Here is a 14,281-nt window from a genome sequence, read left to right on the forward strand (position 1 = left end):
TGACACCCGAATTCCGGTGTCGATGGTCCATCTGTGCGTCGCAGAGGATTTTCCGCGTCGAACCGCCCGCCCCAAACTACCCGGGCAAACAAAAAATCCCCGGAACCATGTGGTTCCGGGGATTTAATTTTGTGGCAGATGAGGGATTCGAACCCCCGTAGGCGTTGCCAGCTGATTTACAGTCAGCCCCCTTTGGCCGCTCGGGTAATCTGCCGAACTTCAAAAGAAGTCACTCCCGATCATCGTTTCGTTTCCGATCCGGTAAGCGCGAGCAAGACAACCTTACAGAACTTCCGCCGAAGAATCGAATCGAGGCCTGGGAGGCCCAAAATTAGCCGAATTCTCATGCATCGCCGAGTATCCGGCCAGCCAGCTTGGCCTCGAAACTGACGGCTTGCTCCATCGTGATCTGGTTGAGCTGCACCGCCCGCAGCAGGTCAGCGTGGACACCATCCATCCGGGATGCTGCGTCCGGGACCGGGCTCAGGACCACGGAAGCGGCGAGTGCCGCTGCCGCAACCGCACTTGCGGCGGTAGCAGCAGCGACTCCGATTGAACCGGCGGCGGCAGCAGCTGACTTGGTGACGTATCGGACGGCTCGGTGGCTCATAGTGCTCCCTTTCAGGATGGGCTGTTCCAACTGGTACAACTCTGTCCGGGCAGTCTCGGTTCCGGCCCTGCGTCGGCTGTGAGCGAACTGTGAACGTACGGCACACACAGGGCGCTTCCGTACTAGGCTGGATGGCAGACAAAACCGCCCGTTCCGGGCCACATCACCGATCAAAAGGAGAGTCATGGCAGGCGAATCCACATTCGACGTCGTCAGCAAGGTAGATAAGCAGGAAGTTGCCAACGCGCTCCACCAGTCCCAGAAGGAAATCGCGCAGCGTTATGACTTCAAGGGCGTCGGCGCCGAGATCGACTTCAGCGGCGAAAAGATCCTCCTGAAGGCCAACTCCGAGGACCGCGTTCTCGCCGTTTTGGACGTGTTCCAGTCCAAGCTCATCAAGCGCGGCATCTCCCTGAAGTCCCTCGACCAGGGCGAGCCCTTCCCCTCCGGCAAGGAATTCCGCCTGGAATGCTCCATCAAGGAGGGCATTGCCCAGGACATCGCAAAGAAGATCAACAAGATCATCCGCGATGAGGCCCCGAAGTCCGTCAAGTCCCAGATCCAGGGCGACGAACTCCGCGTCACCTCGAAGTCCCGCGATGACCTCCAGGAAACCATGAACATCCTGAAGAAGTTCGAAGAGGCCGATCTCCAGTTCGTGAACTTCCGCAGCTAAGCGTCGGAAGTACGACGACGGCGCGTTGCCCCCTGAGCGGGCAACGCGCCGTCGTCGTTTCATTGCGTGAGGGGCCTGTCACGCCACGCAACTTTTTGATGGCCCGCCAGGCAAGGAACCGCGGGAACTCCACGGCACTGCCGGTCGCGAGAGCCAAAAACCTGCGTGGCGTGACGACTTCGCTCATCGCACGCCGTAATTTTTCCGATAATTAGAACACGTTTTATTTGCGTAATCGCGTCAAACAGGTACTGTTCTTCCTTAGGCGAGCCTAAGTGTGGCTCCCCTAACGAAGGATTCCACATGACCGCCAACTTCCTGATCGGACTGCGCGAAGGCCTTGAAGCCACACTCGTTGTTGTCCTGCTCATGGCCTACCTGGTCAAGACCGGGCGCCGCTCCCTGCTCCCCCGGCTTTGGGCCGGGGTCGGAATCGCCGTGGCCGTGTCCATCGCCTTCGGTGCCCTGCTCACCTTCGGTCCGCAGGGGCTGACCTTCGCTGCGCAAGAGGCGATCGGCGGCGGATTGTCCATTGTCGCCGTCGCACTCGTCACCTGGATGGTCTTCTGGATGGCACGGACTGCCCGCAGCCTCGGCGGTGAGCTCAAGTCCCAGGTGGACAAAATGGCCGACGGCGCCGCGTGGGGTCTCGTGGTCGTGGCGGCCCTCGCGGTGGGCCGCGAAGGACTCGAGACGGCGCTGTTCCTCTGGGCCGCGGCCCAAGCGGCCGGTGAGTCAACGCAGCCCTTGATCGGCGCGTTGCTCGGCCTGGCCGTTGCCGCCGGGCTTGGATACCTGCTGCACCGCGGAGTCCTGAAGGTCAACCTCTCGCGCTTCTTCACGTGGACCGGAGTCGGCCTCATCGTGATCGCCGGCGGCGTGCTCGCCTATGGCATCCACGACCTTCAGGAGGCTGGAATCCTGCCAGGGCTCCACAGCCTCGCCTTCGACGTCTCCGCCGCCATCCCGCCGTCGTCCTGGTACGGCACACTGCTGAAGGGCACCCTCAACCTGTCGCCCGCCACGACTTGGCTCGAAGCCGCAGCCTGGTTGCTGTACGTGATCCCGGTGCTCTACTTCTACATCCGAGCCAACAGCCCCGCACCGGCAAAGTCCTCGGCAAGCGACGCCACAGTGACGGACAGCGCCCGCGCTTCCCGGGCCGCCACCACCGCCTAACCGTTCCCGCACCCCAAAACAGAAGGAAACTCCATGCCCGGCACTCCCCTGCCCAAAATGAGCTTGCCCAAAATGGCTTCCCGTCACCGGAAGTCTCTCGCCCTTGTCGCCGCAGCCGCGGCCGTTCCCCTTGTACTCGCCGGGTGCACGGACAACGCAAAGCCTGCCGGTTCCAGCGCCTCCGCCGGACCGATCCAGGTCACCAGCACCAAGACCGAATGCAAGGTTTCCACCGGCAGCGTCCCCAGCGGCAACCTGAGCTTCGCGGTCAAGAACGATGGCACGGAAATCACCGAGTTCTATCTCCTCGCCGAGGACGGCCTGCGGATCGTTGGCGAAGTGGAGAACATCGGCCCCGGCCTGACCCGCAACTTGGTGGTCACTGCCCCGGCAGGCAAGTACACCACCGCGTGCAAGCCGGGCATGCAGGGCGACGGCATCCGCTCCGCCTTTGAGGTGACGGATTCCGGAAACAAGTCCGCCGTCGACGCCGATTTCCAGAAGCTCCTGGACACCGGCGTCCAGCAGTACGCGGCATACGTCAAGGACCAGACCGAGCAGCTCGTGACCGGCACCAAGGCCTTCGCTGACGCCTACGCCGCAGGGGATGCTACAAAAGCGCGCGCCCTCTATGCTGCAACTCGCATGCACTGGGAGCGGATCGAGCCCGTCGCGGAATCCTTCGGCGACCTGGACCCCAAGCTCGACGCCCGCGAAGCCGATCTTGAGCCAGGCCAGGAATGGACCGGCTGGCACCGCGCGGAGAAGGACCTGTTCCCGCCGACGGGTTACACCACGCTGACCGCCGCAGAGCGCGCCAAGATTGCCACACAACTCGTGGCCGACACCGAGGAGCTCGGCAAGCGCACCCGGACCGTGGAGCTCTCCGCAGACAAGCTCGGCAACGGCGCGAAGGAACTCCTGGACGAAGTCGCACGCGGCAAAGTCACGGGCGAGGAAGAAATCTGGTCCCACACGGACCTCTGGGATTTCCAGGCCAACGTCGACGGCGCGCGAATCGCCTTCGAAAGCCTCAAGCCGGCGCTCGCGCAGAAGGACGCCGCCCTAGCCACGAGCCTCGACGAAAAGTTCGCAGCGTTGCAGGCCGAGCTCAAGAAGCACGCCAAGGGCGACGGTTTCGCGTACTACAACGAACTCAGCCCGGCTCAGGTCCAGCAGCTCGCCGCGCTCGTCGACGCCCTTGGAGAGCCACTGTCCAAGCTCACCTCAGCTGTGGTCCTGTGAGCGGCTGCCCTTTCGGCGGCAAGTCCCCTGACGCGCCCGACGGCGGCACCCAGCCTGCCCTCGGGTCCGCACCTGCCCCCGGTCCCGAGTCCGCGGCCGCGTCGGCACCCGCGTCCGACGTCGGATCCGCCAAGCCGGGCATGTCGCGTCGAGGTCTGCTTTCCCTCGCGGGCGTGGGCGGTGCCGGTGCCGTGGCAGGCCTTGCCGCCGGCTTCTTGAGCCATGATGCCGTAGCAGCCGTGGCGGCCCCGGCCAGCATGGCAAGCGATGTCGTTCCGTTCTACGGCGAACGCCAGGCAGGGATCGTCACGCCGGCCCAGGACCGCCTCCACATGGCCGCCTTCGACGTCACCGTTGAAGACCGGGCGGCGGTGATCAAACTCCTGAAGGACTGGACTGCTGCGGCCGAAGCAATGACCGCCGGCCGCACAACGGGCCGAACTGGCGCCGTCGACGGCCCGTACGGTGCTCCGCCGGAAGACACCGGCGAGGCCCTCGACCTCGCAACCGGCAAGCTGACCCTGACCTTCGGGTTTGGCCCGGGCCTCTTCGGAAAGGACGGCAAGGCGCGATTTGGCTTGGACGGACGCCGTCCCGACGCCCTGATCGACTTGCCGCACTTCCCGGGGGACGCCCTTCAACCAGAACGTACCGGGGGTGACCTTGTGGTCCAGGCTTGCGCTGACGATCCCCAAGTTGCCGTGCACGCGACCCGCAACCTCGCCCGCATCGGCTTTGGCAAGGTCCGCGTCCGCTGGTCCCAGCTCGGCTTTGGCCGGACCTCGTCCACGTCGCGGGCCCAAACTACCCCACGAAACCTTTTCGGATTCAAGGACGGCACGGCCAACCTCAAGGCGGAGGACCCCACGCTGCTCGACCAGCACGTGTGGGCTACCGCCGGAAACCGTTCGGGCGAAGCCTGGATGGCTGGCGGCAGCTACCTCGTCTCCCGGCGGATCAGGATGCACATCGAGATCTGGGACCGAACTTCACTGCGGGAACAGGAAGGACTGATCGGCCGCACCAAGGGTGCCGGAGCCCCCTTGTCCGGCGGGGAGGAATTCACGGCGCCCGACTTCGGGATCAAGGGCCGCGACGGCGAACCGTTGATCGCCGTCGATTCACACGTCCGCTTGGCGCACGCGGACCAGAACAACGGCGTGAAGATGCTCCGCCGCGGATACAACTACACCGATGGTTCGGACGGGCTCGGCCACCTCGACGCAGGACTGTTCTTCATCGCCTTCGTCAAGGACCCGCGAACGCACTACGTACCCATGCAGATGGCCATGGCAAAGAGCGACAAACTGGCCTTGGAATACCTCAAGCACACCGGTTCCGGCCTGTTCGCCGTGCCCCCGGGCATCAAGGCGGGCGGCTTCATTGGTGAGGGCTTGTTCGCATGAAGCCGCCCGTCGTCGAACGCGGAACCAGTACGGTGGCGTAAGGAACCGCTAGCTAGGAAAGCGGCCGCCCGGCCATCCGTTCGAGCCGCTCGATACGCTCGCGCATGGGCGGGTGGGTGGCGAACAGCTTGGTCATGGCACCGCCGCGGAACGGGTTGGCAATCATGAGGTGCGAAGTATTCACGAGGCGCTGGTCCTGTGGCAACGGAACCTGCTTCACGCCTGCCTCGATCCTGCGCAGGGCTGAGGCGAGCGCCAGCGGATCGCCGGTGAGCTCGGCGCCGTCATGGTCGGCGTCGTACTCCCTGGTGCGCGAAATGGCGAGCTGGATCAGCGAGGCGGCGAACGGCGCGAGGAGCGCCATGGCGATCATGGCAATCGGATTGGCGTTCCGCCGGTCCCCGCCGCCGAAGAACAGCAGCATCTGGCCCACCGAGGTAATGACGCCGGCGACGGCGGCAGCGATGGACGAGGTGAGGATGTCGCGGTTGTAGACGTGCATGAGTTCATGCCCGAGGACGCCACGGAGCTCGCGGGCGTCGAGTAGGTTCAGGATGCCCGCGGTGCAGCACACGGCGGCATTCTTCGGATTGCGTCCCGTGGCGAAGGCATTAGGCGTCATGGTCGGCGAAATGTAGATCCGCGGCATGGGCTGGTTTGCCCGCACGGAGAGCTCCCGGACGATCTGGTACAGCTGGGGAGCCTGCGCTTCCGAAACCGGGTAGGCGGCCATGGAGCGGATGGCGATCTTGTCACTGTTCCAATATCCATAAGCCGTTGTCGCGATACCGATCAGGGCCATGATCCAGATGGGCGACGTGCTGCGGGTGCCCACACCGATCACGGCGCCAAGTCCGAGCAACACCGCCCAGAGCACGCCGAATAGCGCTGCGGTCTTCAGGCCATTGTGATGATTATGCACTTCACTACTTTCTTGCAGTTTTCCCACTGTTGTCCCGCGTTTCATGCTGGTTCTGTTCCGATTAACGCCGACGGCGGCCCGGACGTTCCGCCCAACTGACTCGCATTTAATGTCGTTCTGAGCCGCCATAACGACAACAACTGCGATCTAGTTGGGCGTAGGGCTGGGACGGGCTAGGGCACCGGGTGGATGGAATCGTACTGGAGGAAGCCGCGCTGCCGGCGGGCCACGAGCCAGGCCAACACTGCGCACAGCACACCGCCAAGAAGCAGTACCCAGCCTTCACTGAGTGCTTTGGTGACGCCACCAGCGAGCATGTCCCCCACGCGCGGACCTCCGGCAACCACCACGATGAACACGCCTTGCAACCGTCCCCGCATGTGGTCCGGAGTGGCCGATTGCAGGATGGTGGTGCGGAAAACCGCGCTGACGGAGTCCGAGATGCCGGCGAAAGCACAACAGATGGCGGCAGGGATGATCCAAGGCGTCACGCCGTCACGCCCGGCATCGCCCGCGACGACCACCACCAGGCCGAAGGCGGCGATGGAGAAGCCCCAACCCGAGACGGACCACACCACCGCGCTGCCCTGGCGCCTCACCCTTCCCAAAGGTCCGGAGAACAGTCCCGCAAGGAAGGCGCCCACAGCTACGGAGGCAAGCAGCACGCCCACAGTGGTGTCACCACCGCCGATCATGGTGGCACCGATGGCCGGCATGAGGGCGCGCGGCTGGGCGCAGATCATCGCGATGAGGTCGATGATGAAGGTCATGCGGAGGTTGGGCCGGGTGCCCAGGAAGCGGAAGCCCTCGACGACGGAGCGCAGGCCGGGTGCCGACGCGTTCTCGCCCGCGGGCAGGGGCGGAAGCTTGAATAGGCTCCACAGTGCGAAGGCAAAGCTGACAGCATCGATGGTGTAGGTCCAGCCAAAACCGCTCGACGCAACCAGCACACCAGCCAGCAAGGGGCCCGCTGTCATGGAAATGCCCATGTTGAGCATGCTCAGCGCGTTGGCCGCGGGCAGTAGCTCCTTGCGGACCAGCAAGGGAATAATGGCGCTGCGTGCGGGCCCGTTGATGCCTTGCGCTCCGCTTTGGATCGCAACGAGCGCAAACAAGATCCAGACATTGTTGAGTTGGAACCACGCTTGGAGTGCGAGGGCAACGCTGCAGGCCCACAAAACGAGGGAAGACGCGATCGCGACTTTCCGGCGGTCGTAGGCATCGGAAATGGCACCACCGAACAAGCCGGCGATCACCAGTGGAACCAGGGCAAAGACGCTGAGCAGGCCTACGTAGAGGCTCTGCTGGGTGATGCTGTAGACCTCGAGGCTGACGGCAACGAGCGTCAACTGGGATCCGACCATGGACACGGAAGACCCGAGCCACAAACGGCGGAATGCAGGGCTTTCGCGAAGGGGAGTCATGTCAGCGAGGAGTTTTGCCACCGTCCAACCCTACCCATCAGCGCGTTCTCCGACCCGGAGGCGAAGCGTCCCCTTTCCGGAAGCGACGCGTCAGCCCGCCGGCGGTGCCCCGTGCTTGGTAGGCTCCGGAGTTGTGAAAGGAACCGGTTTGGGTTTGGAGCGGCGTCTCCTGTTCCGTTCAGGAATCTGGGAAATCGCGCGTCCGCGCACCCCCCTCACCGAGGGACATGTCCTTATCCGGCTCAGCGACCCGGCCACGCCGTTCGAGTCCGCTTCCGCGTCCGACTGGTTGTTTTGCCACACCATCGCCCGCCACGCCTTGTCAGAGGTCCTCGGCAGTACCCGTTGCGCCCTCATGTTCGCGCATCGTTGGCACCCCCTCGGTGCCGCGATCGGCGAGCCGGCTGCCGAATCTTCCACGCCGACCTTCCACTTGTTCGGGCGTTGGGACGGAGAGCCTACGACGCCGGGAGGGCAGCTTGGGCTGCCGGCCCACCGCCGTGTTGCTGCTGGACCATTGGTAGAACTCGACATCCGGATGCGGGGCGCCTTGCGCAGGGCGGCGCAGTCGTCCTCGAGGTCAGGGGCTCCCCTTGAACTGCTGCCCGCTCCGTTTCCGAGGGTCCGGAGCGGGGTCCCCGTTCACCCAGCCGGCGTCCGCCATACTGTGCTGGCTTTTGAGCCGGCTGTCGCTTCGATTGGTGACCTGTCGCCGTCGGCCGTTCTTGCCCTGGGTGCAGCGGTGGAGCGCCTGCCTTCGGGAAGCGGAATCAGCGGATTCAGCTGTGTCGCCTCGGAAGGCGGCTCCGCCGGACTGGAGCTGCACGTGCTGGGACGCTCGGCCGCCGAAGCCGCCAATCCCCTCGAACGCCTGCTAGGTTCATCTGAAGTTAGCCTCGCCTTATTGTGAAGAACTCATAATAAGTGCTTCAATGGGGGTATGGCAGATCACACGGCAGACCAGGAAGCGTGGGCTTCCGCCCTGCATTCCCACGGACGCCGAGTGACCAAACAGCGTTTGGCGGTTCTCGCTGCCGTTCAGCACAACCCGCATTCCCCTGCCGAAGGCATCCTGGCTGCCGCGCGCAAGGATCTTCCCGAACTGACAGCGCAGTCTGTTTATGTGGTGCTGAGCGACCTCACGGACCTACAGATGCTGCGACGCTTCGAGCCTCCCCACTCCCCCGCGCTGTACGAGACGCGGGTGGGGGACAACCACCACCACGCCGTCTGCATCAGCTGCGGCCGGGTGGAGGACGTCGATTGCGCCGTAGGCCATGCTCCTTGCCTCACCCCGCACTGGGATGAGCACTCCAAACCCATGACCATCCAGATCGCAGATGTGCTGTACCAAGGCATCTGCCAGGACTGCCAGGCCAAACAACAGCTTCCTACTCAAACGCAAGTAACCCACGAAATAGGAGAACGATGACCGCGAACATTTCGACAACACAGTCGGGCGCACCCGTCACCTCGGATGCGCATTCCAAGTCCGTTGGCGCCGATGGTGCCATCATCCTGACCGACCACTACCTGGTGGAAAAGCTCGCACAGTTCAACCGCGAGCGCGTCCCGGAGCGTGTTGTCCACGCCAAGGGTGGCGGCGCTTTCGGTACTTTCAAGACTTCCTCGGACGTTTCGCAGTACACCAAGGCAGCCCTGTTCCAGCCCGGCGTCGAGACGGACATGCTCATCCGTTTCTCCTCCGTTGCAGGCGAGAACGGCTCCCCTGACACTTGGCGCGATCCCCGCGGTTTCGCCGTCAAGTTCTACACTTCCGAGGGCAACTACGACCTCGTGGGCAACAACACCCCGGTGTTCTTCATCCGCGACGGCATCAAGTTCCCGGACTTCATCCACTCCCAGAAGCGCCTCCCGGGCACCCACCTGCGCGACGCCGACATGCAGTGGGACTTCTGGACCCTCTCCCCTGAGTCCGCACACCAGGTCACCTGGCTCATGGGCGACCGTGGCCTGCCGGCCTCCTGGCGTGAAATGCAGGGCTACGGCTCGCACACGTACCAGTGGATCAACGCTGAGGGCGAGCGCTTCTGGGTCAAGTACCACTTCAAGTCCAACCAGGGCGTCAAGACGATCACCGGCGACCAGGCTGAAGAGCTTGCCGGCTCGGACGCGGACTTCTACCTCCGCGACCTCCAGGAAAACATCGCTGCAGGCAACTTCCCGTCCTGGGAACTGCACGTCCAGGTCATGCCCTACGAGGACGCCAAGACGTACCGCTTCAACCCGTTCGACCTCACCAAGGTGTGGCCGCACGCGGACTACCCGCTGATCCACGTGGGCACCATGGAGCTCAACAAGAACCCGGAGAACTACTTCGCACAGATCGAGCAGGCCACCTTTGCGCCGTCGAACTTCGTTCCGGGTATCGCAGCCTCGCCGGACAAGATGCTGCAGGCCCGCATCTTCTCCTACGCTGACGCACACCGCTACCGCGTCGGCACCAACCACTCCCAGATCCCGGTGAACCAGCCGAAGAACCAGGTCAACAACTACAGCCAGGACGGCGCGGGACGCTACCTGTTCAACGCTCCCTCGGTTCCGGTCTACGCGCCGAACTCCGTGGGCGGCCCGGCTGCCGTTGAACCGCAGAACCCGGCCGGCGGCTGGGAGAACGACGGCGAGCTGACGCTCTCCGCACACTCCCTGCACGCCGAGGACGGCGACTTCGTCCAGGCGGGCGCTCTTTACCGCGAGGTGTACGACGACGGCGCCAAGGCCCGTTTGCTGGACACCATCACGGGCGCTGTGGGCGGCGTCAAGAGCGCCGATATCAAGGAACGCGCCATCCAGTACTGGACCAACGTCGACTCCGAACTCGGCGCCAAGCTGCGCGCCAACCTCGGCGCGGGCGAAGGCGAGTCGGCTGCAGAGGCAGCCAACAAGCTCTAACAACCGTCATCGGCCTCTGGCCACAACGAAACACCCCGCCACGGAACTTCCGTGGCGGGGTGTTCCACTTTCCGCCGGGACGGGGTTGCGCACTATAGTCGTGTAAATGAATTCGGGAATCATTTACCTCGTCGGCACATCCGGCCACCCTAACTTCGGCGACGAGTTCATTGCCGCTGCGTGGCTGAGACACCTCGCCGTGGCCCGGCCCGATGCCGATGTCTGGCTGGACAGCCCCCAGCCCGGCATGGCGCAGTTACTTTTTGAAGGCCTGCACCCCCGACTGCGGGTCACCAATACGCTCTGGCGTCTGGTGCACGAGAACGCAGAACTGCCCGCCGATGTGGCCGCGAAGAACATCCGCGATCGAGTCACAGGCCTCGGCACTCCGGCTTACGATCTGGGCATTCTCAAGATGCGGGAAGCCGAGTCGCTCCACCTCATCGGGGGCGGTTACGTCAATGAAACCTGGCCTCACCACGCCGGCTTGGTTGTCGGCATGAGGGCCGTCGGCGAATTGACCGGCGCCCGGCTTTTCGCCACTGGACAAGGCCTCATGCCGGCTCTGTCGCCGGCCTTCGGGGAAACGCCTCTGTTCGGGGGGTTCAGCTATGCCCGTGCACGGGACGAGCCTAGTGCGGCGACGTACGGACTGGACCTCGGCCTCGACGATGCCTTCCTCGGCGCCGAGGCGGAAGTCGCCCGGGCCGACGCGGCCCCGGGGCTATACGTGTGTATCCAGAACGACATGGTGGATCCCGGACGGTTCGAGTCAGCCGTAGAGCTGGCCCGCGCCGAAGTCGAGCGGGCTATCAGTGAGGGCATCGACGCCTATTACGTCGAAGCCATCCCAGGCTTTGACCGGACCGCCTACGAGCGCCTGGCGGACCTCATCCCGGAGGAACGATTCGTGCCGTTCCTCCATGTCTGGACGCACGGCCTGCCGCTCTCCGACCAGCAAACCTGGGTCACCAGCCGTTTCCACCTCCACCTGTTGGCGGCAGCCGCCGGGGCGCGCGGCATTGCCGTGGGAATGAAGAAGGGCTACTACGATGTCAAACATGAATCAGTGACGGCGCTGGGCAGCGGATGGCCGCTGGCGCTGGACGGGGACAGCCCCGCCATGCCGACGCAGGCAGGTCCGATGGCGGCGAACCTGCCTGCACTCCTGGCCCGGAAGCGTTCCGAAGCAGAGAGCCTCTATCCGGCGGCCCCCGCCGAGCCGGCCCGGACTGCCTCCAATACCGCAAAGCTTTTCAACCTTGCGTGGAGCGGAGTCTCACGCCGGTCCAGAGGCTAGCGCTGGCCGGGTCGGCCCGCCACCGCGTCTGCCGCTGACGCTCCGGCCGCGGCAGGGCGGTGGCCCTTCTTTGCGAGCTGGATCTGTTCGTAGAAATGGATCCAGGGGTGTGCCTCTCCGGGGCGGGTTCCACGGAGAGTTTTCCACGGGGTTTTCCACATAGCCGACAATGACTCTGGCTAGCCCGGCCATGTCATCCATAGGATCCTTTCATGAGCACATTTACCGGGATCCCCGCCGCCGCCATCGAGTTCTACGCCGAGCTTGAAGAGAACAACAACCGCGAATGGTGGCTGGCGCACAAGGACATCTACGACTCCGCTGTGAAAGAGCCATTGACGCTGTTACTGGAGGAGCTTGAGCCGCGGTTCGGGCCGGGGAAGATTTTCCGACCTAATAGGGATGTCCGATTCTCCCAAGACAAATCCCCGTACAAGACCGCACAGGGAGCCTTTGCTGCCCACAAGGAAGGTGTGGGCTTCTACCTTCAGCTCAGTGCGGACGGGTTGCTGGTGGGCGGCGGATGCCACTCGCGCACCCCGGAGCAGATTGCCCGGTTCCGCGCCGCCACGGATGCCCCGGCCAGCGGAGAGGAACTCCAGAAAATCGTCGATGACATCGCCGCGGCCGGTTTCGCCGTGGAAGGCGAGAAACTCAAGACCGTGCCGCGCGGTTTCGACAAAGACCATCCGCGTGCCGAGCTCCTGAAGCACAAATCCCTGTCTGCCGGCGTGACCCTGGGAGAACCGGAATGGATGTCTCAGCCCTCAGCCAAGGAAGAGATCGCCCAGCGGTGGGAGGTACTGCGGCCGCTTGTGGATTGGGTCAACGAGCACGCAGCCCCCTAACCGCTGGAGCCGTGACTGTGTGGAGGGACAGACGGCCCCTCAAGACCTAGCGACGGGGTTCCCTGGGAACTGCGTCCCAAGCTCGAGGAGGCCGTGAGTCCAGCGGCGGAAATCACTCCGGTCGCGGGTCAGACCTTGCTGAGGCTGTCCTCGTCGTCGCTGGAATAGCCGGAACCAGTTGGATCGCTCGGGTTGGTGCTGTTGCCGGAGACCGCGGCCTTCGCCGAGGCGAACTTCTCGTTCAGGCGGGRGTGGCGCTGGCCGTAGGCAAAGTAGATGGCGAGTCCGATTGCCAGCCAGATGGCGAAGAAGATCCAGGTTTCCACGGCCAGATTCGTCATCAGGTAGAGGCACAGCACGGCCGAAATCACCGGAAGCACCTTGCCGAACGGAACCCGGAAAGCCGGCTTCAGATCGGGGCGCTTCTTACGCAGGACCAGGATGCCCAGGCTCACCATGACGAAGGCGGAGAGCGTGCCGATGTTGATCATTTCCTCAAGGAGATCCACATTGGTCAGGCCGGCCACGATCGCCACGGCCGCACCACAAATAATCTGGAGACGGACCGGCGTCGAACGCTTGTCGCTCGTCTTGGACAGCGAGCGCGGGAGCAAACCGTCGCGGCTCATGGCCAGGACCACGCGGGCCAAGCCCATGAGCAACACCATGATGACGGTGGTCAAACCGATCAGGGAACCGAAGGCAATGACCTTGGCCGCATCGGTGTTTCCAACAGCCTCGAAAGCCGTGGTCAGGGTGGGGCTCTTGGCTTCTGCCAATTGCGTGTAGGACACCATGCCGGTCAGGGCCAAGGAGACCAGGATGTAAAGCAGCGTCACGAGCGCCAGTCCGCCGAAGATGCCCCGGGGCAGGGTCTTCTGCGGATTCTTGACTTCTTCCGCGGATGTGGCAACCACGTCGAAGCCGATGAACGCAAAGAAGACCAAAGCTGCGCCGGCAAAAATGCCCAGTGTTCCGTACTGCGCCGGAACCGCACCGGTGAGGAAGCCGAAGAAGGACTGCTTCATGACATCCGCACCGTCGGTGCCACCAGTAGGCTGCGATGCCGGGACAAAGGGCGTGTAGTTCGAGAATTTCACGTACGTGAAGCCCACGACGATGACGAATAGCACCACGGCGATCTTGATCAACGTGAAGATGTTGCCCACGCGGGCGGACAGCTTCGTGCCGAGCACCAAGAGAACCGTGAAGATCGCGACAATGAGGAACGCGCCCCAGTAAAGGTCAACGCCTGCAATGTTCAGGGCCGGTGGCATATCTACGCCCATGAGTCCGAACACCTTGCTCAAGTAGATGCCCCAGTACTTGGCGATGACCGCGGCAGCCGTGAAGAGCTCAAGAATGAGGTTCCAGCCAATGATCCAGGCCAGGACTTCACCCATGGTGGCGTAGGTGAAAACGTAGGCGGACCCGGCGACCGGGATGGCGGTGGCGAATTCCGCGTAGCACATGATGGCCAGGGCGCACGTGACGGCTGCGACGGCGAAGGAAATCGTCACGGCAGGGCCGGCAAAGTTTGCGGCGGCCTTGGCGCCGACGGAGAAGATCCCGGCGCCGACAGCGACGGCGACACCCATGATCATCAGATCCCAGGTGCTGAGGGAACGCTTGAGCTTGCGTCCGGGTTCATCGGCGTCCGCAATGGACTGCTCGATTGACTTGGTCCGGAAGAGGTTCATAGAAGAGTCCACAATCTTGATGGGGTGTTTGAAACAGACTCATCAAGGGTAGTGTCCA

Annotated in this window: 13 protein-coding genes and 1 tRNA gene; 9 read left to right on the plus strand and 5 right to left on the minus strand. The window is 63.7% G+C overall.

Translation table 11 applies throughout. The features are described 5' to 3' along the window. Positions 1 to 132: 132 nt before the first annotated feature. A tRNA-Tyr gene (locus tag AC1DLO_RS04645) sits at positions 133 to 214 on the minus strand. 129 nt (positions 215 to 343) lie between these two features. After that, complete coding sequence (locus tag AC1DLO_RS04650) at positions 344 to 610, minus strand: hypothetical protein (protein ID WP_184738388.1); 267 nt, start codon at positions 608 to 610, stop codon at positions 344 to 346. Between the two features lie 184 nt (positions 611 to 794). On the opposite strand from AC1DLO_RS04650, the gene AC1DLO_RS04655 reads away from it, so the two are divergent. The 4 genes from AC1DLO_RS04655 (at position 795) to efeB (ending at position 5,116) form a co-directional block, all read left to right on the plus strand. Then, complete coding sequence (locus tag AC1DLO_RS04655) at positions 795 to 1,286, plus strand: YajQ family cyclic di-GMP-binding protein (RefSeq protein WP_184738390.1); 492 nt, start codon at positions 795 to 797, stop codon at positions 1,284 to 1,286. A 303-nt stretch (positions 1,287 to 1,589) separates the two neighbouring features. After that, entirely contained in the window at positions 1,590 to 2,465 is an 876-nt protein-coding gene (efeU, locus tag AC1DLO_RS04660; protein WP_184738392.1) for an iron uptake transporter permease EfeU, read from the plus strand. Between the two features lie 72 nt (positions 2,466 to 2,537). Then, positions 2,538 to 3,710 carry an iron uptake system protein EfeO gene (gene efeO, locus AC1DLO_RS04665; protein WP_476889608.1) on the plus strand — a complete coding sequence of 391 codons (1,173 nt, stop codon included), beginning with the start codon at positions 2,538 to 2,540 and terminating at the stop codon, positions 3,708 to 3,710. Continuing rightward, positions 3,707 to 5,116: an iron uptake transporter deferrochelatase/peroxidase subunit gene (efeB, locus tag AC1DLO_RS04670; protein WP_476889414.1), complete on the plus strand. Its 1,410-nt coding sequence runs from the start codon at positions 3,707 to 3,709 to the stop codon at positions 5,114 to 5,116. Before efeO ends, efeB begins: the two co-directional genes overlap by 4 nt. 52 nt (positions 5,117 to 5,168) lie before the next feature. Here efeB and htpX read toward each other — a convergent pair whose 3' ends face one another. Together htpX and AC1DLO_RS04680 are read right to left on the minus strand one after the other, a co-directional pair. Then, complete coding sequence (htpX, locus tag AC1DLO_RS04675) at positions 5,169 to 6,038, minus strand: zinc metalloprotease HtpX (protein ID WP_476889415.1); 870 nt, start codon at positions 6,036 to 6,038, stop codon at positions 5,169 to 5,171. A 173-nt stretch (positions 6,039 to 6,211) separates the two neighbouring features. Then, positions 6,212 to 7,483, minus strand: a complete 1,272-nt coding sequence (locus AC1DLO_RS04680) for an MFS transporter (RefSeq protein ID WP_476889416.1) — start codon at positions 7,481 to 7,483, stop codon at positions 6,212 to 6,214. Positions 7,484 to 7,595: 112 nt separating this feature from the next. Here AC1DLO_RS04680 and AC1DLO_RS04685 point away from each other — a divergent pair, with 112 nt between their 5' ends. From AC1DLO_RS04685 to AC1DLO_RS04705, 5 genes are all read left to right on the plus strand, one after another. After that, positions 7,596 to 8,372, plus strand: coding sequence for a hypothetical protein (locus AC1DLO_RS04685; protein WP_476889417.1), 777 nt, complete (start codon positions 7,596 to 7,598; stop codon positions 8,370 to 8,372). Positions 8,373 to 8,402: 30 nt separating this feature from the next. Further along, a complete protein-coding gene (locus AC1DLO_RS04690) occupies positions 8,403 to 8,894 on the plus strand; it encodes a Fur family transcriptional regulator (RefSeq protein WP_184738401.1) in 492 nt (163 codons plus the stop codon). Continuing rightward, entirely contained in the window at positions 8,891 to 10,375 is a 1,485-nt protein-coding gene (locus AC1DLO_RS04695; protein WP_476889418.1) for a catalase, read from the plus strand. The genes AC1DLO_RS04690 and AC1DLO_RS04695 overlap by 4 nt, the downstream gene beginning before the upstream one ends. A gap of 106 nt (positions 10,376 to 10,481) precedes the next feature. Further along, positions 10,482 to 11,675 carry a polysaccharide pyruvyl transferase family protein gene (locus AC1DLO_RS04700; RefSeq protein ID WP_476889419.1) on the plus strand — a complete coding sequence of 398 codons (1,194 nt, stop codon included), beginning with the start codon at positions 10,482 to 10,484 and terminating at the stop codon, positions 11,673 to 11,675. Positions 11,676 to 11,887: 212 nt separating this feature from the next. Continuing rightward, a complete protein-coding gene (locus tag AC1DLO_RS04705; protein ID WP_476889420.1) occupies positions 11,888 to 12,523 on the plus strand; it encodes a DUF2461 domain-containing protein in 636 nt (211 codons plus the stop codon). Positions 12,524 to 12,651: 128 nt separating this feature from the next. Here the strand turns inward: AC1DLO_RS04705 and AC1DLO_RS04710 are convergent, their stop codons facing one another. Beyond that, entirely contained in the window at positions 12,652 to 14,223 is a 1,572-nt protein-coding gene (locus AC1DLO_RS04710) for an amino acid permease (RefSeq protein ID WP_476914413.1), read from the minus strand. Positions 14,224 to 14,281: the final 58 nt, after the last annotated feature.

The organism is Arthrobacter sp. 01T419, from assembly GCF_056398865.1.